The 22,907-nt window shown below is 63.6% G+C and carries 14 protein-coding genes; 7 read left to right on the plus strand and 7 right to left on the minus strand.

Annotation, left to right across the window (positions count from 1 at the left end; genetic code table 11):
* Positions 1 to 2: 2 nt before the first annotated feature.
* The gene (locus tag V2L18_RS00590) at positions 3 to 6,128 is read right to left on the minus strand and encodes an MBG domain-containing protein (RefSeq protein WP_336175714.1); all 6,126 of its coding nucleotides are present in this window, start codon (positions 6,126 to 6,128) and stop codon (positions 3 to 5) included.
* A gap of 342 nt (positions 6,129 to 6,470) precedes the next feature.
* On the opposite strand from V2L18_RS00590, the gene V2L18_RS00595 reads away from it, so the two are divergent.
* From V2L18_RS00595 to V2L18_RS00605, 3 genes are all read left to right on the plus strand, one after another.
* Positions 6,471 to 7,925: a HAMP domain-containing sensor histidine kinase gene (locus V2L18_RS00595; RefSeq protein WP_336175716.1), complete on the plus strand. Its 1,455-nt coding sequence runs from the start codon at positions 6,471 to 6,473 to the stop codon at positions 7,923 to 7,925.
* The gene (locus tag V2L18_RS00600; protein WP_336175717.1) at positions 7,922 to 8,620 is read left to right on the plus strand and encodes a response regulator transcription factor; all 699 of its coding nucleotides are present in this window, start codon (positions 7,922 to 7,924) and stop codon (positions 8,618 to 8,620) included. Before V2L18_RS00595 ends, V2L18_RS00600 begins: the two co-directional genes overlap by 4 nt.
* Positions 8,621 to 8,703: 83 nt before the next feature.
* Complete coding sequence (locus V2L18_RS00605; protein WP_336175718.1) at positions 8,704 to 9,108, plus strand: hypothetical protein; 405 nt, start codon at positions 8,704 to 8,706, stop codon at positions 9,106 to 9,108.
* Between the two features lie 163 nt (positions 9,109 to 9,271).
* Here V2L18_RS00605 and metK read toward each other — a convergent pair whose 3' ends face one another.
* Positions 9,272 to 10,459 carry a methionine adenosyltransferase gene (metK, locus tag V2L18_RS00610; RefSeq protein WP_336175720.1) on the minus strand — a complete coding sequence of 396 codons (1,188 nt, stop codon included), beginning with the start codon at positions 10,457 to 10,459 and terminating at the stop codon, positions 9,272 to 9,274.
* 126 nt (positions 10,460 to 10,585) lie between these two features.
* Positions 10,586 to 12,277 (minus strand): methyltransferase domain-containing protein, encoded by a 1,692-nt coding sequence (locus V2L18_RS00615; protein ID WP_336175722.1) that lies wholly within the window; start codon positions 12,275 to 12,277, stop codon positions 10,586 to 10,588.
* A 949-nt stretch (positions 12,278 to 13,226) separates the two neighbouring features.
* On the opposite strand from V2L18_RS00615, the gene V2L18_RS00620 reads away from it, so the two are divergent.
* From V2L18_RS00620 to ptsP, 4 genes are read left to right on the plus strand one after another with little or no spacing between them, the layout of a single operon-like run.
* A complete protein-coding gene (locus V2L18_RS00620; RefSeq protein ID WP_336175724.1) occupies positions 13,227 to 14,060 on the plus strand; it encodes an MIP/aquaporin family protein in 834 nt (277 codons plus the stop codon).
* 11 nt (positions 14,061 to 14,071) lie between these two features.
* A complete protein-coding gene (dhaK, locus tag V2L18_RS00625; RefSeq protein WP_336175726.1) occupies positions 14,072 to 15,139 on the plus strand; it encodes a dihydroxyacetone kinase subunit DhaK in 1,068 nt (355 codons plus the stop codon).
* 5 nt (positions 15,140 to 15,144) lie between these two features.
* Positions 15,145 to 15,771 (plus strand): dihydroxyacetone kinase subunit DhaL, encoded by a 627-nt coding sequence (dhaL, locus tag V2L18_RS00630; RefSeq protein WP_336175728.1) that lies wholly within the window; start codon positions 15,145 to 15,147, stop codon positions 15,769 to 15,771.
* Positions 15,771 to 18,266 (plus strand): phosphoenolpyruvate--protein phosphotransferase, encoded by a 2,496-nt coding sequence (gene ptsP / locus V2L18_RS00635; RefSeq protein ID WP_336175730.1) that lies wholly within the window; start codon positions 15,771 to 15,773, stop codon positions 18,264 to 18,266. Before dhaL ends, ptsP begins: the two co-directional genes overlap by 1 nt.
* Positions 18,267 to 18,520: 254 nt before the next feature.
* On the opposite strand, the gene V2L18_RS00640 is transcribed toward ptsP, so the two are convergent.
* From V2L18_RS00640 to V2L18_RS00655, 4 genes are read right to left on the minus strand one after another with little or no spacing between them, the layout of a single operon-like run.
* Positions 18,521 to 19,552, minus strand: a complete 1,032-nt coding sequence (locus V2L18_RS00640) for an extracellular solute-binding protein (protein ID WP_336175732.1) — start codon at positions 19,550 to 19,552, stop codon at positions 18,521 to 18,523.
* A 44-nt stretch (positions 19,553 to 19,596) separates the two neighbouring features.
* Complete coding sequence (locus V2L18_RS00645) at positions 19,597 to 20,436, minus strand: ABC transporter permease (protein WP_336175734.1); 840 nt, start codon at positions 20,434 to 20,436, stop codon at positions 19,597 to 19,599.
* Positions 20,429 to 21,367, minus strand: a complete 939-nt coding sequence (locus V2L18_RS00650; protein ID WP_336175736.1) for an ABC transporter permease — start codon at positions 21,365 to 21,367, stop codon at positions 20,429 to 20,431. Before V2L18_RS00650 ends, V2L18_RS00645 begins: the two co-directional genes overlap by 8 nt.
* Positions 21,364 to 22,458, minus strand: coding sequence for an ABC transporter ATP-binding protein (locus V2L18_RS00655; RefSeq protein WP_336175738.1), 1,095 nt, complete (start codon positions 22,456 to 22,458; stop codon positions 21,364 to 21,366). Before V2L18_RS00655 ends, V2L18_RS00650 begins: the two co-directional genes overlap by 4 nt.
* Between the last annotated feature and the right edge of the window lie 449 nt (positions 22,459 to 22,907).

A 22,907-nucleotide genomic window follows, 5' to 3' on the forward strand; every position in this document is an offset into this window, starting at 1 on the left:
GTTCATTGGGCGGCCGCCGAAAGCCAGGACCCGAACGACCGGTTGCAGGGATAGACCACGTTCGCGGCATCCGATCCGACCACGCCGACACTGCAGAAGCGCAGTTCCGTGCCGCCGGTATCCGGCGTATCAAGCCGTGGTGCATTGCTCTCGAAGGTCTGCGGTGGCGCCGGATATTCCGGGCCCGTCGGCGGGAGGGCCTTGGCGTTGACGGTCAACGTGCCGGCATCGAAGCTCAGATCATAGTTCGAGGTCGCGGCCAACGTGCCCTGGGTGATGTCGTAGTCTCCTGCGGCGGAATTCATGTCTGCCACGGTTTCCAGCGTGCCGCTGAGAGTATCGCCGTTGACGAGATCGCCACTCGTCATCGTCCAGGTCAGGGGCGGATTGGGGTCGCCTTGCAGACGCGCGATATCATCAGCTTTTACGGTGATGGCGCGCGCGTTCACCGTCAGGTTCGCGCCGGTGTAATCGATCGTATAGTTGCCGCCGGCCGAGAGGGTGCCTTGCGTGATGGCGTAGGCACCGATGCCTGTCGTCTTGTCGACCAACGTGTCCAAGGCTCCGGAAAACACGGAAGCGTCGTCGCCGCCGGCAAGGCCGCTGTAGCCGAAGGTGAGCGTCGGGTTGGCATCGCCATAGGTCTTGCTCAGGGCGTTCGCGTTAACCGTCAACACTGCCTTGTTGATAGTGAAGTTGGCGCCGGTAAAGCTGATCGCATAGTTGCCGCCGGCCGAAAGATCGCCTTGGGAGATGGCGTATGTCCTGGCGTTCTCGCCGCTGTCGCGTGTCAACGCTCCGGAGAAGACCGAGGCGTCGTCACCGCCAACGAGGCCGGAATAGGTGTAGGTCAGCGCCGGGTCGCTCTGGCCATAGGTCTTGGACAGGGCGTGGGCCGTGACCGAAAGGCTCGCCTTGTTCACGGTCAACGCGCCGGCGTCCAGCGTCAGATCGTAGCCGAACTGGGTCGAATAAAGCCCGCTGAGCGTGAGGTTGGCGCCGGAGTAGCTGTCGGCATCGGCACTCGATGCGGTGTAGAACGCGCTGCCGAGCAACAGGCTGCTGTCGTAGCTCGTCGGATCATAAGTGAGCGTGCCGACGTCTGTGCTCGTCGCGCTGCCGTCATAGGTCTTGGTACCTTCGCCGCCGGTAACCGTCAGACCGGTCATGAAGGTGCGCAGCAGCGGTGCCGTATACCCATCGTAAATGCGCCAGACCGCGCCCGTTCCGCCCGCGTCGTCGATGTCGAAGCCAGCATCGGCAAAGGTCGAAAGCGAATGAAGCTGAGCCGTGGTCAGCCCCGTCCCGTAGCCGCTCGACGTGCCCGAGGTCTCCGTGTTCCAGAAGGCTGCCGTGATCGTTCCGGAATTGTAGGGCGTCAGGCCGCCCTTGGTGCCGGCGCCAGACACAAGGCCGGTGGAATAGACGTGCTCCAGCGTCCCCCGATTGCCGCCTGCGAAGCCGCCGGCATAGTTGTCGGCGATGACGGCGCCCGTCGCGTAGGAATTGGAGATGGTCCCCTCATTCACCCCGACAAAGCCGCCGGCCGACGACGCCGTGCTGGTAACGGCGCCGGAGGCAAACGAGAGCGAGATCGAACCGTAATTATGCCCGACGAGCCCACCGATGAAGTTGTCGCTGCCGGAGACCGCGGCGCTTGAGTAGCTGCGCGTCACAACGCCCGAAGCATTGACGGTTCCGACAAGCGCGCCACTGTCGCCACCGCCTTCGATGTCGCCGCCGAGGAGGCCGATATCGGACACTGTTCCGGACAACAGGCTGAAGAGACCGACGGAATTTTCCGCGTCGCGATGTATCGTCAGGCCGGAAATCGTGTGCCCCTGGCCATCAAGGACGCCACTGAACGTGCCGATCGGGTCAAAGCCGGCGCCACTGTTCCAGCCGGACGTGCCTGAGGCGTCGATGTCGTTGGCAAGCACGAAGGAATTGGCGAGAAGGCCACTCGATCCCATGCCCTGCAAGCCGTAGACATCGGTGAGCTGATAGGGATCTGCCGACGAACCGTCGCCGCCGAGCGCGCGGATGAATTGTGCACCGTCGATCCGGAAATCGCCGGCGTAGAAGGCCGGAAGATTACTGCCGATCTGCGTCCAGTTCGTATCGGTAACGAACCTTCCGACATTGATGGCACCGGTCGCCGTTGCGGCAACGTTCCCGGCAGCACCCGTCCGCTCGACGTCGAGCGTGCCGTTGGCGGCCGTCACCGATCCGTTGATCGTGATCGACGTGTTGCTGGTATCTGCATAGAGGTTGAGGGCATAGCTGTTGCCCCAGGCCACGTCACCATTCACTGTCAGGTCGCCATTCACGGCCCACAGGGTCATCAGGCTTTTGTCAACGGAGAAGGTGCCGCCGGTGGAAACCGTCAGCCCACCACCGGCATACATGTTCAAGTCGAGCGAGAGATCGGAGCTGGCATCCAGAACGATGTCGAGGCTCTTGCCGTTTCCATCCGACCTCAGCACGGAGCCCGGTATATTGTTGATGAAATCCAGATCAACGTCGCTGAGAGAGCCGATCGTCGTCTGCAGCGCCGTGGAAACGCTGCTCAAGGTGGCAGCGTCCGTCGCAATCCGGAAGGTGTTGTTCCAGATGTCCGCGCCGGAGACCCCGGTCGCGGTCACCCGGTCGCTATAGGTTGCTGCCTGGCTGCTCTCGCCATCGAAGTAGGCAAGCGCCCCGGCAGCGTCGATGGAGCCCGGCGCGGAGAGGATGTAGTAGTAGCCGTTGGCCCCGGTGGTGGCGGTTCCCAGCAGGCTGCCGCCAGAGATCGCGCTGACGTCCACGCCGGCCAGAACCGTGCTGCCGGCATCGCTGTAGGCCTTGCCCGAGACCGCGACAGGCGTCGAAGCGAACTGCCACTTCAGGTACGGATAGAGGTTCTCGCCGATCCCCCAGATCGCGTTGTCGAACCCCGTCGGCAAGGTGCCCTGGAGTTCCGCGGTCGTCGCAGCCGTACCTCCGGCGTCGGTCGGCGTGCCAGTCGTTTCCTTGTCCCAGTAGCTGTTCGTGACGTTGCTCGGGTTGGCGCCCACGAGCCCCCCGCGATCGTTCGCCCCACTGACATAGCCGGTGGCGAAGGAACTGGTGATGGAACCGCCCGCCTGGATGCCGACCAGCGCTCCGATCGCCTGTGCCGGCGAGCCGCCGCTGGCGACGCCGGTGACCGAGCCCATGGCATAGGCATTGGAAATTGCACCCTGGCTTGTGCCGACCAGACCGCCGAGATTCTTGTTGCCGCGCACGTTCGCCGTGGAGAAGACCTGATCGAGTGTCGCGGTCGAGCTGAGCTGACCGACCAGCCCACCGGCATTGCCTGCCGTATCCAGCGCCGTGACCGAGCCCGAGGACGACGAATAGGCCATGCTGCTGCCGGCCAGCAATCCGACCAGCATTCCGGTGTAGCCGCCCGACGCGGTGACGCTGCCGCTGGCGTGGACATTGGTGAAGGTGGAACCGCCACGCGCGTATCCGGCCAGCGCGCCCACATAGCCCCCGCCGGTGACCGTCGCGTTGACAAGGCTGAGATTGGAGAAGGCTGCTCCGTTGACGGAACCGAAGAGCCCCTTGTAGGTGCCCCCACCACCGTCGACAGTGAGGCCGATGATCTCATGGTCAAGACCGTCGAGCGAACCCGTGAACGGATCGACGCCGGTTCCGATCGTCACGAAACCCGCGCTGTCCCAGACGTCGCCGTAATATCCGCCGTCATTGGCGACGAAAGCACTGGTCATATCGACGTCGCCGACGAGCGTGTAGTCGGCGCTGAGGTCCAGCGATATCAGCTGCAGCTGATGCGCCGTGGCAATCGAGGTCGAATACTCGCTTCGCAGCATCGGCCGCGACCCGCCGGGAACGATCACCCAGGTGTTGGTGAAGTCGAACCCGGAATAGGTCGATTGGGTGTAAGCATTGGCATTGCTAATGCTGGTGCCGGCATAACTCGTGCTTTGTCCCGTGGAATCGGCATCCCAATAGGCGTTGGTTGCTGTGACCGTGCCGGCGAAGGCAGCGCCGCCGACGAGGCCGCCGACATTGGTCGTTCCGGTCACGTTGCCGCTGGCATAGACGTTGGTGAGCGTTCCGCCCTGATAGGAGCTGCCGACGAGCCCGCCGACATAGTCGGTCGTTCCGGTGACGGCCCCCGTCGCGTAGGAATTGGTGATGCTGCCCGCACGCAGACGCCCGACGAGGCCGCCGACCTCGCCGAAGCCGGTCACCGTCGCCGCCGAGGAACTGCCGGAAATCGGGGTCTGATCGATCCAGCCGATCAGGCCGCCGACCTGGCCACCGCCGCCAACGGAAGTGACGCTGCCGGTGACATGGACATTGCTCACGCCTTTGCCCCCCTCGATCCGGTAGGCCAGAGCGCCGGCGCTTCCGCCGCCCAAGATCGAGACGTTGGACAGAGTGAAATCGCGGAAGCGACCAGAGGCTGAGCTGAACATCCCGACCGAGGTATCCCACGGACGATTGAGAGTCAGCCCGTCGATCTTGTTGCCCAAGCCCGCGAGGATGCCGGAAAAGCCGCCGATCGTCTCCCAGCCGGCACCGGCGTTCCAGGATACGGTTCCGGTCGCATCAATGTTTTCCGCAAGCGCATAATTGCCGGCGCCGTTGATTGCCTGGAGGTCGTCGACGTCGTGGATCAGCGTATAGGCCGTGCCGCCAATGTCGAGGCTGGCGGAGGCGCCGGACAGGGTCACCGTCCCGCCGCCGAAGCTGTAGTCCCCGCCATAAGTGAGCGCCAGTCCGGCGCTCGCGCCGCTCGCGGCGATGTCGGCGTTGATCTCGATGTTGCGTACGGCGTCGAGCGTCAGCGTCGTGTCGGCGCTCCAGGCAATGGCATCGTTGACAAAGATGTCGCCATTGCCGCTGGTCGCCCCGTCATTGCTCGAGAGCGTGATGTTGCCACCAGCAAGGTTGGCAGAAATCGCCGTGCCGGTGATATCGCCGCCGGAAGCGGCAATGGTCAGGTCGTTCGGGTCGATCAGCCAGGTGCCGGCCGCCCCGTTCTCGCTCAGCGTCGTCACACGCGCGCTGTCGGCGACGGAGAGATGCGCGCCGGAGGTCTCGACGAAGCCGCCCGAACCGCCTTCGCCGCCCTTTGCCTCGATCGCTCCCGAAAAGGTCAGGGTGTCCTTCGCGATTACCGTGACCGTGCCGCCATTCGTCGCTGCGCCGTAGCCCGACGCATCGATACCGCCCGAAAGGTCGATGTTCCCGGCGGCAATCGTGATCTCTCCGCCATCGAGTGCTGGCTTGGCGCTCGGCAGCGGCGGTGCGCTTGCCGCGATGCGCCGGGCCTGTAGTTGTCCTGTCGCCTTGACGGAACCGGCATCGCCCGCCGTCAGGAAGATCCTGCCGCCCGAGCTGGTCACCCCCGTCGCCTTGATCACGGCATCGGTGTTGCCGGCAAGCGCATAGACGTTGCCCCCATTGGCTCGCATCTCCGCATTCGCGGCCGCTATCGTGCCGGAATTGACGACTTGTGTATCCGCGCCGCCGACCTTCACCGACAGCAGCCCGTCGGCATCGGCCGCGTCCTTCATCAGGATCTCGTAACCGGCCGCGAGGCCAACCGTGCCATTCGGCGCGAACAGGGCGCCCGTGTTCGTGACGGAGCGCGCGATCAGCGCCACATCGCCCTGGGCTGACGTGATCGTGCCTGCGTTCAGCACGCTCGCCGTGCTTGTGCCCTTGAAGGTGATGTTGCCGCCGTCAAGGAAATCGGCATCCGTCGTGTCGTGCGTGGAGGCGACGAAGGAGCCGCCGGTGGCGATCATGCCGCCGGTGCCGACAACGACGCCGGCGGGATTGATCAGATAGAGGCTGCCGGTCGCAGTCAGCGCGCCATCGACCCGGCTCTGGATGTTGCCGGTGACGCGGTTGAGCGTCGCGCCCGACCCGTTATCGAAGTGGGCTCCGTTGCCGTCCTCAATGGAGAAGCTGTTCCAGTTGACGACGCCTGTATTGGAAGTCTGGTTGACCGTCAACGTCGAGCCGGACTGCGTAATTGTGCCCGACCCATGGGTAAACTGGCCGCCGCTGGGCAAGGCGCCATCTGCAAGGGCGGAAACGGGAATGAGGGCGCTCGTGGCGAGCAAGATCGCAAGAGTAGCGCGGGAACCCCTGCCAATTCGGGCGTCGCGACACGATGAAATCCGGCGCGAGCCATGTGCTCGCGCACTTGACCGGCTAAATGGCGTCCCGTGCGTCCCCATTGGCATACCCCCCAAAAGACTGGCTGCCAGAACCGAAAAGGTCTGACGTAGGGCTAAATACAGAGTCAGGGGCGCAAGCCGGTACCTACCAATTCCGATCAATTCTGACGATTTCTGACAGAACGATCATACTCACGCGGAAACATTCAGCTATTCGTGCCGAATGTCGTTATCTTGTTTAATGCTGGCTTGCATGGCTGACGGCGGCGAGGCATTGAGAACGCTATGCTCGATCTCAAAACCCTGCTTTTGCTCGAACTCTGCCTCGCGACTCTGCAAGCCGCCGCATGGTTCATGATCTGGCGCGCATGGCGGCATCTGTACGAATTGATATTCATCATGGGTGCGTTTGCGATGATATCGATCGGTCTTTTGCTGCTGTTTCTGCGCGGGCCAGACCCGTCGGCATTCCGGATTGTGTTCGACAATGCAATCATCAAGGTCGGCGTCGTGCTGATGGCGGAGGGACTGGCGCGGTTTCTCGGTCAGCCGAGACTTCTGCGGATCGGCTTGGTTCTCGTGGTGGCTCAGGTTGTCGCCTGGTCCGCGGCGGTGATCCTTTTCCCCGACACCCTTGAGATCCGTATCCATATCTCGACATTGTTTACGGTGACCGTCATGACGATGATGTGCCGGACGCTGATCGCCGACAGAAGCCAGCCGCGCGTGCTGAATTGGATCGGCGTTGTCCTTCTGGCGGAGTATATGATCGCCAGTCTCCTGCAGAGCGCGCTCGCCGAGCTCTATCCGGCGACGGTGGAGAACGCGCCCGTACTGTCGAACTACAACGCATGGTACTTCTTTCAGGGCACGCTGTTCCTCATGGCCTTCTTCGTCTGGATGGTTTTCATGGTCGGCGCGCGGCTTTCGGCAGAGTTGATGGATCGCAATGCTGCCCTGGCCCGTGAGGTGGAAGTCCGCCAGCGGCTGGAGGGTGAGCTTTCCGACAGTCTCGCCGCGGAAAAGGCACTGCGAACCGAGCAGCGCCAGCTCGTGCGCATGGTCAGCCACGAGTTCCGCACGCCGCTCGCCATCATCCGCTATGCGACGGAGATGATCGGCGTGCTGCTGGCAAGGCCGACGGAGGCGGTCGCTCAGCGGTTGAGCGGCATAGATGAGGCTACCAGCCGCATGACCACGCTGATAGATCGGTTTCTCGACACGGAACGCCAGGATGACAGCGTGGTAGAGGTGACGCGTGTCGATTTCGACGCGCTGCTTGGGGAGGTCGAGCGTCACTTCGACCATATCGGGTGCAGCGATCGTCTCGTATTCGTCGTCGAACGCCCGCTGCCGGAATATTGGGGCGATGCCGACATGTTGCTCAGCGTTCTGGTCAACCTCGTCGATAATGCCCTGAAGTACTCGGCCGACGATCAGGCGGTGGAAACCGAACTTGAGGTCATACACGGAGCCTTGCGGATTTCGGTCTCCGACAAGGGCATCGGGATCCCCAAATCGGACCTGCCCCATATTGGCCGGCGCTTCTTCCGTGCCTCCAACACTCAGGCCGCCACCGGGACCGGGCTCGGCATCCACATGTGCCGCCGCCTGCTCGAATACCACGACGGGACACTGACTATCGGTCCGCGTGCGCCGGAGGGGACGATTGCGACGGTTCACCTGCCGTTGCCGGGCCTGTCTCAGGGTCTTGAAGCCGGGAAGGCGATGACAGCATGACGCGTATCCTCATTGTCGAGGACGAAGCGGCGCTGCGCGGTGACCTCGTCGATTTCCTGACCCTCAGCGGATATGAGGCCAGCGGCGTCGCCTCGGCGGCCAGGCTGCGATCGGAGCTGGCTTGCGGGACGATGCCCCAGGTCGTGATCCTGGATGTCGGCTTGCCTGACGCCGGCGGCTTCGATCTCGCGCGGGAAATTCGGAGCCGGATCGACTGCGGCATCATCATGCTGACCGCCCTTGGTGATGCGGAAAGCCGGATCAGAGGCTTTGAGAGCGGCGCGGACGTCTATCTGGTGAAGCACGCGCCCTTGCGCGAGATCGCCGCGGCAGTCCAGAATCTGCTGAGGCGCGTCGGCGTCGCGGAAGATGGCGAGGAACCAGCGGCGGACGAGTGGGTGCTGGATCTGCGCCGTTGGCATCTTCTGACACCGGACGGCAATGCCATCAAGCTGACGGCGACCGAACTCACCTTTCTTCAGGCGATTGTTCAAAAAGGTGGCGAAGCCTGTTCGCGCGATGATCTCACACGCCTTCTGGCGCGTCGCCAGACCCAGTTCGACAATCGTCATCTCGATGCGGTCGTCAGCCGGCTGCGGAGAAAGATCGCCAGTCAGTCACAGAGGGAACCGCCGATCAAGTCGGTCTACGGCGTCGGCTATGCGTTCACGGATGCCGGACGGATCGAGACGTAGCCGGTTCTGCAGAAGGATACGGTCCGCGCGATCCAGCCGCCTCTCACAAACGTGTCCGACAGCGGTTGAAGCAGCCGGTCCGCATGAATTCTCATGACGCCTTCGCGCCCGAATGGCATGCGATCGCGGCGGCGCTGAAGGGCGATGCGAGGACGAGCGCCTATCCGCGGGAAATGATTGATGGCCATATCGCGCTTTTCGTAACGCGCGCAGTGACCCCCTGGCGCGCGCGCCCAACCAAATCCTGCGCCATTGGGAAAAAAATGCAACGCGATCAGGACTTTGTACCGGATCGTGCCGTGGGGCTAGTCCTCATCGTAGTGTCTAGGCCAATTCTCCAGCTTTTCGCGGGCGTCCGCGAGGTCCATGAACGAATGGCGTTCAAACACGCCGCCCGGAGCTTGCTGTTGAACGTCTCGATGAGCCCGTTGTCCTGGAGCGGTTTCTTATCGATCAGATTGCCTCAATCTGGTCGGAAAATGCTCTAGGTTCGCCGGGCCCACCGCCTTCCCGCGCCTTGTCTGATGAAGTGCCGTTTGGTGCGCCTGGCGTGAAGCAATCGCGCCGGCGGCGTCGGTGCGAAAATGCGAAAGGCCGCGCCCGGAGATATGCGCCGGGAGCGGCCATTTGTCGGGGAAGATCGATCGCGGGCTATTCGGCCGCGTCGCGGCGTTCGCCGAAGTGGCGGGCGAGATCGTCGGCGATGTCGGTGCGCTCCCAGCCGAAGCCGCCGTCGGCATCGGGCGCGCGGCCGAAATGGCCGTAGGCGGCCGTGCGGGCGTAGATCGGCTTCAAGAGACCCAGCTGCTCGCGGATGCCGCGCGGCGTCAGGCGGACCGTCTCGCGCAGCACCCGGGCAAGCTCGGCCTCGTCCACCTTGCCGGTCCCTTGCGTGTCGACATAGACCGCCACCGGCTCCGGCATGCCGATGGCATAGGCGAGCTGGATCAGGCAGCGATCGGCGAGGCCGGCGGAGACCACGTTCTTCGCCAGATAGCGCGCGATGTAGGCGGCGGAACGGTCGACCTTGGTGGGATCCTTGCCGGAAAACGCGCCGCCGCCATGCGGAGCCGCGCCGCCATAGGTGTCGACGATGATCTTGCGGCCGGTGAGGCCAGCGTCACCGTCCGGCCCGCCGATCACGAAGCGCCCGGTCGGATTGATGTAGATGCGGTCTTCCGGAACGCTCCAGCCTTCGGGAAACGCCGTGTGGATATAGGGCAGGACGATGTCGCGCACCGTCTCCTGATCCACGTCCTCGCCGTGCTGGGTGGAGACCACCACCGCATCGACGCCGATCGGGCGGCCGTTCTCGTATTTCAGCGTCACCTGGCTCTTGGAATCGGGGCCAAGCCGGGGTTCCTTGCCGGATTTGCGGTCCTCGGCCATCAGCCGCAGGATTCGGTGCGCGGTCTGGATCGGGGCCGGCATCAGCTCTTCCGTCTCGTTGCAGGCATAGCCGAACATGATGCCCTGGTCGCCGGCGCCTTCCTCGCCCTTGTCGCCCTCGTCCACGCCCATGGCGATATCGGCCGACTGCTGGTGCAGGCGGTTGACGATCTCCAGCGTCTTCCAGTTGAAGCCGTCTTGCTCGTAGCCGATGTCGCGCACCGCTTCGCGGACCAGATCGTCGACGGTCTTCAGCACCGCTTCGGGGCCGCGAACTTCGCCGGCGATGGAAACGTGATTGGTGGTGGTCAGCGTCTCGCAGGCCACGCGTGCATGCGGATCGGCGGCGAGAAATGCGTCGAGAATGGTGTCGGAGATGCGGTCGCACACCTTGTCCGGGTGGCCCTCGGAAACGGATTCACTCGTGAAGAGCCAGGATTTCTGCGCCATGTGGCGAACTCCCTCGGTTGATTGATCTTGTCCGCTGCCGCGCTTGACGCGTGCATGCAGTCGCGCGCCGGCGGGCGCGCGATAGGAAAAGGGGGAGCGGCGCGGCCGGCTCCCCCAGGCGGTGGATTATTCGGGCTTGCGGAAGAGCTGGATGCCCCAGGCGAGATTGCCCGCATCGGCGGCATCGACCCACGACTGCAGGCCGTCGGCCATCTTGTTGAGGTACTCGGCCGAGGCGCCCTCGGCGCGCAGCTTGTCGTAATTGGTCATGAGTTCCTCGCGAACCCGGAAGTAGTGGGTGCGCAGCTGGTCGACCATGTCGCGTTGTTCGATCGTCTCGAAACCCAGCGCTTCGGCTGCCTCGCGGTAGAAACGCGGCGAGCCGAGGCTGTTGAGCTGAAGGCGGTCGTAGACGGGTTGCAACGCCTTGGGGTCCGCGTCGTCGGCCTGCATCGGGTCGGTGAAGATGAAATATCCGCCGGGTTTCAGCACCCGGAAGACCTCGGCGAGCACCTGCTGGCGCTGATCGGAATGCAGGATCGCGTCCTGGCTCCACACCACGTCGAAGGTGCCGGGCTTTTCCGGAATGTCCTCGAAAACGCCATGCACGACGCTGATCCGGTCTGCAAAGCCCTTCTGGCGGTTGCGGTGCCGGTTGGTGTCGTTCTGGACCTCGGAGATGTTGAGGCAGGTGGCGGAGCCGCCGTTCTCGCCCACCACCTTGCGCATCGCGCCGCCATAGCCGGAGCCGATGTCGAGGATCTTCGCGTCCGGCCCCAAGTTCGGCAGCATGCCGACCATCGCGTCGATGGTCAGGTCGGAGGCCTCGCGGATGTTCCTGGTGGTGTCGTAGATGCCGACATGCAGGTCCTGGCCGCCCCACACGAGACTGTAGAAGGTGTCGGCGTCGTCGCTGTCGTAATAGCTTTCGGCCACCTCGCGGATGTCGTTCTCGCCCTCGGCGAGCGCGCCGCCGCCCCAGCGCACCATGTGCAGGCTCGATTTCTCCGCGATGTGGATGAAGAAATCGGGATCTTCCTCGGCATAGGTTTCCTGGAAGTCGCCGTAGGTCCGCACGCGCTCGAAGCCCGCCTCGGAGAGCAGCCTGCGCATGTAGTTCTTTCGGATCGGGCACATGTTGAGCGTGTACTCGGCCCCATCGGGGAAGCTGTATTTGAAGCGCGCCAGCCCCTCGTCGATATAGTCTGGCTCCGCCTTCACCTTGTCGCCTGCATAATAATATTTGTGCTTGGTGGTGAAGCCGTGGTCGAGCATGGCGTCGTAGTTGCGCTGGTCGATGATCAGGATGCCGTCGTGCTTCAGAGCGGCGTAGAACTCGGCGAGCGCCCGGCGGCGGTCCTTTTCCTCGTGCAGGTGGGTGAAGGAATTGCCGAGGCAGATGATGGCGTCGTACTTGCCCTGGATATCGCGGTTCAGCCAGCGCCAGTCGGCCTGCACCGTCTTCAGGATCATGCCGCGCTTCTGGCCGTTTTCGAAAGCCTTGGCGAGCATCGCGGCCGAACCGTCGGCAGACGTCACGTTGAAGCCGGAGCGGGTGAGGCGCACGGAATGGAAGCCGGTGCCGGTGGCCACGTCCAGCACCGTCTCCTTGCCGCGGGCGCGCAGCACGTCGATGAAGAACTGGCCCTCGCTCTCCGCGCGTGCGTCCCAGTCGATCAGCTCGTCCCACTTTTCCACGAAGGACATGATGTATTCGCCGCGATAGAGATCGGTTTCGCGATCGGCGGTCGGATCCTGACCGTAGGCCTGTTCGTCCAATTCAAGTTCGGCGTTTCGCGATGCGTACGCAGTGCGCATGTGGAAGGTCTCCTCTTTGAACCTGTATTGGCGCCCGGTGACACGCGTTGTGCGCAGCCACCGGCCACCGGCGGGGCCGGTGGTCGAAGCGGGAATGTCGTCCTGTCGCGGGCCCGGTCATTGAGCGCGTGAGACGCTGAGGGGAGTGTTCCTGCATCGGCTGCGCGCCTGCGGGAACGGACCAGACATCAAGGGGGCGAACGCAGCCGGCCGATTTCGCATCCGCTCGGGCAGGTCTGGCGGTGGACCTACCGTCAATGGAGGCCTGCAATTGCGCTCTGAACCCAAGATTTTTCGGAGATTACCAGTCGGAGATCGTAATTCAACCGCCAACAGGTCGGTTTCATGCAAATTATAACGATATGATCTCGTAACATTATGGTATGAAAAGAGAAATTAAATCCTGTGAAGCTTGCATGAACGAATGCCCGAAAAACGCTATGCCGATCGGCCAATCGGATGGACGGAATTCTCGGTTCAGTGGAGTGAGGCAGAAAAGCTTATTGATGGCGCTGGATTTCTTTGTGTTCTTCGTATTCGGCTTGAAAGGAGAGACTGGAGCCGGCGGCGGGCGCTCACTGAGGGCAGGTGACACTCGCGGCTCGCGATTCACGTCCGGTTGCGGACGTAACGCAGCGGAATAATTCGTTAAACGGAATTCGAGGCAACAAAACTGCCCTATCGTCAACTGTTGTGTTGCGCTGCAAAAATGCCACTGTTCCGCCGTTTTCTCGAGTGTGCGACAGAATGCCGCACATGCGCATTTTGCCGAATGCGGGGGTTTGTGTTGGGCTCACTTCCGTTTCGGCAGCTGACAAGGTTCGCGACGAAATCCGGTTTCCGCCCCTGACAAGGCCAACGCGGTGCTCCGGTTTCGTGAATGACCCGGCCCCAACTGCACCCACCCCGATAATCGGGGCCGCTGCCGGCAAGTGTGAGGAGAACCATAATGAAACGAGGAATAGTCAGCGAGATGGCTGCCGAAGGGCTCGGCACGTTCATTCTTGTTCTGTTTGGCGTCGGGTCGGTCGCCGTTTCGGTCTGGACGGGAGGTCTCAGTCTCTGGCCGGTATCCATGATGTTCGCCTTGGGCGTCGCCTTCGGCGTCTACGTGTCGGCGAAAATGACCGGCGGCCACATCAATCCCGCCGTCACCATCACCATGGCGGTCTTCATGGGCTTCCCCTGGTCCAAGGTCGCCCCCTACATCATCGCCCAGTTCATCGGCGCCATGCTGGCGGCCGCCGCCATCTACTGGTTCTATGCCGACATCATCACCGTCTTCGAGGCGGGCAAGGAAATCGTTCGCGGTCAGCCGGGCAGCCAGCTTTCCGGCATGGGCTTTGGAACCTATGCACCGAATCCGGCGTTCTTCGGAACGACCCCGGAGGCCTTCGCGCAGGTGTCGCTCACGAAATGGTTCCTGTCGGAAGCCTTCACCACCGCCATTCTGGTCTTCGGCGTCCTCTACCTGACCGATCCCCACAACACCGCGGCGCCCGCGGCCAATCTCGCCCCGTTCTTCATCGGCCTGCTGGTCGCGGCGCTTGTCGCCTACGAGGCGCCGATCTCGATGACCGCGATGAACCCGGCACGCGATCTCGGGCCGCGGGTGATGTCCTACTTCTTCGGCTGGGGGGAGATGGCTCTGCCCGGTCCGCGCGGCGGCTGGTGGATCCCCACCGTCTCCACGATCGTCGGCGGTCTCGTCGCCGGTGCCTTCTACCGCGGCTACTACAAGTTCGTGTTCGAAGCCTATGACACGGACGAAACGTCCAATTAGGAGAAGCCTCGATGAAAAAGCTCATCAACAATGCCGAAGACGTGGTCGTTGAACAGCTCAAGGGGTTCGGCGCCGCCCATCCCGAGATCGAGGTTCATTTCGATCCGAATTTCGTCTGCGTGGCCGGCGGCGTGAAGGATCGCGTCGCCGTCATGTCCGGCGGCGGTTCCGGCCACGAGCCGCTGCATGGCGGATTCGTGGGCCAGGGCATGCTCGATGCGGCGTGCCCCGGCCCGGTCTTCACCTCGCCCACGCCCGACCAGATGTACGAGGCTGGCAAGGCGATCAACGGCGGCAAGGGCATCCTGCAGATCGTCAAGAACTACACCGGCGACGTGCTGAACTTCCAGATGGCCGCCGACATGCTGCGCGACGATGGCATCGAAGTGCGCAACATCATCATCGATGACGATGTGGCGCTGAAGGATTCGCTCTACACCGCCGGTCGCCGCGGCCTCGGCACCACCGTGCTTGCGGAGAAGATCTGCGGCGCGGCCTCGCTCGAAGGCTATGACCTCGACAAGCTCGCCGCCCTTTGCAAGAAGGTGAACATCCACGGCAAGTCCATGGGCATGGCGCTGACGCCGTGCACGACGCCGCAGAACGGCACGCCCAGCTTCGAACTTGCCGAGGACGAGATCGAGATCGGCATCGGCATCCACGGCGAGCCCGGCGTGGAACGGACCAAGATCAAGTCGGCCGACGAGATCACCGAGACCTTGTGCCGGCACATCTTCGAGGACGAGGCCTACACGCGCAAGCTGTCGGAATGGGATGTGGAGACGGGCGACTGGGTGGACACCGAGCTCACCGACATCACATTCCAGAAGGGCGACGAGGTCATCGCCCTCGTCAACGGCATGGGCGGCACGCCCGTGTCCGAACTCTACACTGTGTACAACAAGCTGGCCGAAGTGGCCGGGAGCCATGGCGTGAAGATCGTCCGCAATCTGGTCGGCAACTACATCACGTCGCTGGAAATGGCGGGCATGTCGATCACGCTTTTGAAGGTCGATGACGAGTTGCTCCGCCTTTACGACGCTCCCGTCAAGACGCCGGCGCTTCGTTGGGGAGTCTGATAAAAATGGCAGAAGTGCTTACCGGTGCCACCGTTCGCAAGTGGATCGAAAAGACGGCTGCGGTGATGGCCGAGAACCGGACCTATCTGACGGAACTCGATTCAGCCATCGGCGATGCCGACCACGGCAACAACATGGACCGCGGCTACAAGGCCGTGGTCGAGAAGTTGCCCGAGGGCGATGACATCGGAGCGCTTTTGAAGGCGGTGTCGATGGCCTTGATCTCCAAGGTCGGCGGCGCCGCCGGGCCGCTCTATGGCACGATGTTCCTGCAAGGCTCCAAGCCGCTCATGGGCAAGTCTGAGATCGGCTTTGACGAGCTGGCGCAGTTCTTCGACGACGCGGTCGCGGGCGTGAAGATGCGCGGCAAGGCGGAGGCCGGGGAAAAGACCATGCTGGATGCGCTGGTGCCGGCGGCGGAGGCCTTCCGCAAGGCCGGAGACCTCGATGCCGGCCTCAAGGCTGCCGTGGCGGCGGCCGAGCAGGGCATGAAGGACACGATCCCGTTGATCGCCAAGAAGGGGCGTGCCAGCTATCTCGGCGAGCGGTCCAGGGATCATCAGGACCCAGGCGCCACCTCGAGCTACATGATCGTCAAGGCGCTCGCGGACGCGCAGAACGAGGCTGCCTGATGATCGGTATCGTGATCGTCTCGCATTCGAAGCTGCTTTCCGACGGTCTGAAGGAGCTTGCCGACGCGATGAGCCAGGAACCTGTGCCCATCGCGTCGGCCGGCGGCATCGATGATCCCGATGCCCCTTTGGGGACTGACGCCATCCGCATCATGGAAGCGATCCAGGAGGTGATGAGCGACGACGGCGTCCTCGTCTTCTCCGATCTGGGCTCTGCAAAGCTCAACGCGGAAATGGCGCTCGACCTGCTCGACGACGAGGAACGCGAAAAGGTTCGGCTGTGCGATGCCCCGCTGGTCGAGGGCGTGCTGGCCGCGACCGTGCAGATCGCGTCCGGCGGCGACATGGAGGCGGCCATCGCGGAGGCGCGCGAAGCCGCGCGTCCTTTCGTGGATGGCGCAGGTGGTGCCGAAGCCGCGCCGGAGACGGCGGGCGAAGAAGGGGCCGCGCGCGAATTCCGCATCAAGACCGTCCACGGCCTGCATGCCCGCCCGGCCGCGCTGTTCGTCCAGACGGTGAACCGCTTCGACGGTTCGGTCCGCATCACCAATCTCACGAAAAAGAAACCGGCCGCCAACGCCAAGTCGATCAACGGCGTCATGCTGTCTGAAGTCGGCGGCAACGATGTGATCCGGCTTTCCGCAGAGCCGTCGGTCGCCGACGATCTCTTCGCGGCGGTCGAGGACCTCGTTTCCTCCAATTTCGGCGAGGCGGAACGCGCGCCCGATGTGCCGGACGGCGAACCGGAGCAGGAAGCCGAGGCCGCGCCTCAGGCGAAAGCCATCACCTCCGGCAAGCTTAACGGCGCGACCATCGCCAAGGGCTTCGCCCACGGTCCGATCCGCCAGATCCGCCGGGCGCTGCCCGATGCGGTGGAGGCGACGGAGGTCGCGGACAAGGACGGCGAGATCGAGCGTTTCCATGCGGCGCTTGCCGCCTCCGAAGACGAGCTTCGCGCGGCGCTTGACGCCAAGGGCGACGGCATCGCTGCCTATGACCGCAAGATCTTCGATGCCCACATCGCCTTCCTGCACGACCCGGCGCTGACCGAGCCGGTGGAGACGGGCATCCGCGAGCGCGGCGTGTCGGCCGGTTCCCTGTGGCGCGATGCGGTGGCCGATCTCTCCAAATCCTATCGCGGCCTTGCCGATCCGATCCTGAAGGCGCGCGGCGAGGACGTCATCGATGTCGGCTTGCGGGTCCTGCGTCATCTGTCCGGCGAGGCAGGCGAGGGGACGGGCGCAACGGAGGCGGCGATCCTCGCCTTCGATGACCTGCGCCCTTCCGACGTGCTCACGCTGGAGCCGGACAAGGTGCTGGGCATCGCCTCTGCCTTTGGCGGCAAGACCTCGCATGCCGGCATCCTGGCAAGCGGTCTGCCGATCCCGGTCGTCTTCGGGCTCGGCATCGATCTCACCGGGATCGCCGACGGCACGGACGTGCTGCTCGACGGCGGCAAGGCTGAACTGACGGTCGCGCCCGACAAGGCGCTTCTTGATGAGATCGAAGCCGAGCGCGCACGGCTTGAGAAGCGCCGCGCCGAAGCGCAAGCCGTCAAGGACGATCCGGCGGTGACGAAGGACGGCGAACGCGTCCGCGCGGCCGCCAATCTCGCGTCGCTGGAGGAAGTCGCGGCGGTGGCGCAAAGCGGGGCGGAGGAGGTCGGGCTGCTGCGCACCGAATTCCTGTTCATGCGCCGCGAGGCGGCCCCGTCCGAGGACGAGCAGTACGACATCTACCGTCAGATGGTCGAAGGCCTCAAAGGCGGGGCGCTGACCGTACGCACGGTCGATATCGGCGGCGACAAGCCGGTGGCCTACATGGATCGGCCGGAGGAGGAAAACCCCAATCTCGGCTGGCGCGGCATCCGCTACTCGCTCGACGAGCCGGATCTGTTCGAAACCCAGCTCGCCGCGATCCTGCGCGCCAGTGCCCACGGCCCGGTCCGTATCATGTTCCCGCTCGTCTCAACGCTGGACGAGGTGACGGCCGGCAAGGCGGCGGTCGAGAAGGCCATGGAGGCGCTCAAGACGCGCGGTCAGGCCTTCGATGACAAGATCGAGGTCGGCATCATGATCGAGGTGCCGGCGGCCGCCGAACGGGCCCCGCTTCTGGCCTCCCACGTCGACTTCTTCTCCATCGGCACCAACGATCTGACGCAATACGTGATGGCGTCGGACCGGGCCAATCCGAAGGTGCAGAAGCTCTGCGACCCCTTCGACCCGGCGGTGCTGTCGATGATCGCCAAGTCGATTACAGCCGCGCACGAGGCCGGCATCTGGATCGGCATGTGCGGGGCGATGGCCGGCGATCCGCTGGCCGTGCCGATCCTGCTGGGTCTCGGCCTCGACGAGTTCTCCATGGCTGCCGCCGATGTGGCGGAGTTCAAGCTGACGCTGAAGGGCTTGAGCCGGGCCGATTGCGAGGCTCTGGCGAAGAAGGCGCTTGAGCAGGAAAGTGCGGCAGCGGTGCGGAAGTTGGCGGCGGCGGTGTAGGCCTGCGATCGCCTGTACGCCACCGCTCGCCGCCCCGGTATCGATTGTCATCCCCGCGAAGGCGGGGATCCAGCACTCCCGGAGAGGAATTCGAGTGCTCATGGGTTGGACCCGGTGGTTGCTGGATTCTCGCCTGCGCGGGAATGACATCGAATGTGACGCAGCATTTCTGGTGCCACGCGCGTGTCATAACAGTGCCCGTCGAAGACCGCGGTCAGAGTGAATGCGGGGCCTTCCGGCCCCGCACGCCTTTCTCACTTCATCACTTCCGTCCAGATCGCGGTGTACATCTTCTGTACGGCCGGCGGACAGGTCGGCAGGAACTGGCCGGCGGCCGCAAATTCCTCCGGCACGTTCACTTCCGGCGCCGTCCTCATGTTCTCGGGCATGAATTCCTGCGAACCGTCGATGCCGTTGGCGTAGCGCGCGAAGGCCGAGATCATCGCAGCGTTCTCCGGCTCCATGATGAAGTTCATGAACAGCTTCGCGTTCTCAACGTTCCTGGCGTCCTTGAGGATGGCAACCGAATCCATCCACACCGGATAGCCTTCCTGCGGATAGCCGTAGACCACGTCCGGGTTGTTGAGGCGCGCGCGGAAAGTCGAGCCGGACCAGTTGACCGAGGCGAGCACGTCGTTGTTCGACAGCTTGTCGCTCATGCCGTAATCCATCGACATCCACTTGGGCTTTGCGGCGACCAGCAGGTCGCGCACCTTCTTCAGCACCGCCTTGTCCTGGGTGCAGACGCCACCGCCCGCATACCAGACCGCCATGGCCATCACGTCCGACATTTCGGGAATGACGTTGACCTTGCCGACGAGTTCCTCCGGCGGGTCCATGAAGATCGCCGAGGTGTTCACGTTGCCGGAATAGGCCGTCTTGTTGACGGCGACACCCGTCGTGCCCCACTGCCACGGCACGGTGTAATGACGGCCCGGATCCCACGGCACGTCGCGCCAGCGCTTGGAGACGTTCTTGAAATTCTCCATCTGGTCGGGCCGCGCCTCCAGGAGCAGTCCCTGCTCGACGAAGATCGGCACGTAGTTGGCGGACGGCACGACGATATCGAAACCATGGCCACCGGCCGACACCTTGGTCAGCGCCGTGGTGTTGGAGTCGTAGTCCGTCACCGTGACCTTGACGTCGAACTTCTCCTCGAACTTCTTGATGAGATCCGGGTTCGTGTAGTCGCCCCAGTTGAAGATGTTGAGCTCACCCTCGGCGTGGGCGAGGCCTGTTGCCGCGAGCAATGCTCCGGCGGCGATCAGCAGGGTCGGAGAGCGCATGTCGGGTCTTCCTCTGTTTGATGCCTGTTGGGTTTCAGGTGTCGTCAGGCTTTCGGGCTTCTCTTTCTGGTCAGGATGAAGAACAGGGTGAGCAGGACCACCGTTATCGCCAGAAGCGCGGTCGATATGGCGTTGACTTCCGGCGTGATCGCCCGGCGCAGCTGCCCCAGCATGTAGGTCGGCAGCGTGTCCTGGCCGGCTGCCTTGACGAATTCGGTGATGATCACGTCATCGAGCGAGATAACGAAGGCGAGCATGGCGCCGGCGACGATGCCCGGCGCCATCAGCGGCAGCGTCACGCGCCGGAACGCTCTCCACGGCGTTGCGTAGAGATCGGCGGCGGCGATTTCCAGCATGGTGTCCATCCCCTCAAGCCGGGCGCGGATCGGCAGGTAGGCGAAGGGCACGCAGAAGGCGGCATGCGCCGCGATCAGATAGGCGAGCCCGGAGTAGCCGGTGGCGATGCGGATCATCGAGAAGAAGATCAGCAGCGCCACGGCGGTGACGATCTCCGGCACCATCAGCGGCTGGTTGATCAGCAGGTAGATGACCGTGCGGCCGCGAAAGTTGCCGCCGTGGGTCGTTCCAAGCGCCGCCATGGTGGCGACGACCGTGGAAATCACGGACGCGAACGCGGCGATGATCACCGAGCGGATGGTCGCCTCCTGCACGGCATCGTTCTGCCACGCGGTCGCGTACCATTTCAGCGACAGGCCCTCCCACAGCGCGATCGAGTTTCCGCTGTTGAACGAATAGACCACGATCACCACGATCGGCGCGTAGAGCGCCAGAAAGCAGACGATCGCGACGGAGGAAAAGCCCGGCATCGTGCGCACGGAAAAGGCCTTTCGGCGCGGTCCGGGGGCGGCGGAGGTATCAGTCATGGGCCTTCTCCTTCGACATGGCGCGCACGTAGAAGAACAGGCCGATGCCGACGATCAGGAGCAAAAGCATCGACAGCGAGGCGCCGAGCGGCCAGTTGCGGCCCTGCCCGAACTGCAGCTCGATGAAGCTGCCGATCATCATGTGCTTGCCGCCGCCCAGCACCCGGGGCGTCACGTAGGCGCCAAGCGATGGCATGAAGACCAGGATGGAGCCGGCGACGATGCCGGGCTTCACCAGCGGCAGGATCACCTTGCGCAGCACCATCCAGCGGCCGGCGTAGAGGTCGTAGCCCGCCTCCACCAGCCGGAAGTCGAAGCGTTCAAGAGCCGCATAGAGCGGCAGCGCCATCAGCGGCAGGTAGACATAGGCCATGCCGATCAGCACGGCGGTGTCGGAATAGAGGATCTGCAGCGGCTCGGAGATCAGGCCCGTCATCATCAAAAGCTTGTTCAGGAGCCCCTCGTTGCGAATGACCTCCATGATCGCGAAGGTGCGGATGAGGAGGTTGGTCCAGAACGGGATGGTGATGAGAAAGAGCCACAGGCCGCGCTGGCGGGGCGGGCGGGTGGCGATGAAATAGGCGGTCGGGAAACCGAGCAGGAAGGTGATCAGCGTCGTCAACAGCGACAGGCTTGCCGAGCGCCAGAAGATCGTCAGATGGGCGTCGGCCAGCTGGAGCGTGTCGTCGAAGATGTCCCGGGTGAACAGGATGCTCGTCCAGGCGTCGAACGTCGGGATCCATTTGACGCCGCTGTAGTCGCCCGGCTCCAGGAACGAATAGATGAGCACGATCACCAGCGGGCCGGAGGCGGCGAACAGCAGCAGGATGACGGCGGGCAGCGACAGGAGCCAGTTTCGCCGCGTTCGTGCGGCCTCCGCGCGCGCCTCCTGATCGGTGCCGGCGGCGGGTGAGATCTCGACCGCGCTCATGGCATCTCCCTCAGCACCTGGACTGAGCCTTCCCAGAACTGGACGCCGACGCGGGTGCCGTTGGCGCGCTCCTCCGAATGGGCAAGCGTGCTCTGGAAGCGGGCGACGACCGTCTCTCCGCCATCAAGCAGAAGATGGGTGTGGGTGTCGGTGCCGAAATAGACCGTGTCTGTCACCGTGGCGGGCAGGGCATTGGCGGCCTCCGCCTCCACCAGGCGCACCTGTTCCGGCCGGATCGCCACCGTCACCTTGCCCGAACGCGGCGCCTCGGCGGGCAATGAGGCTTCCATGTCGATCGCACCGCCGATCCGCACGCGGGCGACATCGCCGGTCGCGGCGGTGATCGTGGCGCCGAGGAAGTTGGATTCCCCGATGAAGCTCGCCACGAAGCGGTTCGCCGGCCGGTCGTAGATCTCGCGCGGGGTGCCGATCTGCAGCGGCTTTCCCGCGCTCATCACCGCAATGCGGTCCGACATGGTCAGCGCTTCTTCCTGGTCGTGGGTGACGAACACGAAGGTGATGCCGGTCTCGATCTGCAGCCGTTTCAGCTCGCGCTGCATTTCCTTGCGAAGCTTCAGGTCCAGCGCGGAGAGCGGCTCGTCGAGCAGCAGCACCTTCGGGTGCGGGGCGAGCGCGCGAGCGAGTGCCACGCGCTGCTGCTGTCCGCCGGAAATCTCGCTGGTCTTTCTGTGTGCCATCGCCTCCATACGCACCATGGCGAGCATTTCATCGACCGTGCGGGAGATCTCGGCCTTCGGCTTTCCCAGCATCTCAAGGCCGAAGGCGATGTTCTGGGCGACGGTGAGGTGGGGGAAGAGCGCGTAGCTCTGGAAAACGGTGTTGACCGAGCGGCGGTAGGGCGGCTCGTTGGAGATGTCGTCGCCGTAGAGAAGAAGCTGGCCCGATGTGGGCGCCTCGAAGCCGGCGATGAGCCGCAGCAACGTGGTCTTGCCGCAGCCGGAAGGGCCTAGGAGGGTGAAAAACTCGTTCTCGCGGATTTCGAGGGAGACGTGGTCGAGCGCGCGAACCTCCCTGTCTCCGGATCCGAATGTCTTGGAAATTTCTCTCGTTTCTATGGCAGCGACTGGCACCGGAGTTTTCTTGAAAAGGGATGTATTTTATTCGAATTCACACGCACTGGTAGAATTTCCGCCAATTGGACGACATGGTGGCGGCGAGGCTAGGTCATGAAGTCGTTAGTGGGGGCAGTTTCGGGGGGCGCGTGAATTCGGACGTATCCCGCTTCAACCTTTCTTGTTTGTTTCTCGTGATGGGCATATTCCTTCGCATCCGCCGGAAGTCTGGCGCATGTTCCATTGTGACTTTTCGTAAAGCCTAGACCGGCTGCGGTGCCCATGGCCAGCCCAATATTCGGACCGCAGACGATTAAAGAACGGGCATGTCCGCAGGACGGGGGCCGAGAGCGGGAGGCGAAGCGCCGGGGCAGCTATCCCGCCGGATGAAGTCCGCCTTTCGCAGCGCTACCTTCCCGCCATTTTCCCGCTTGCTGCTGTCCAAAACCATTGTTACGTTAATTAAC

Source organism: Breoghania sp. JC706, from assembly GCF_037026715.1.
In the GTDB taxonomy this organism is placed as follows: Bacteria; Pseudomonadota; Alphaproteobacteria; order Rhizobiales; family Stappiaceae; genus Breoghania.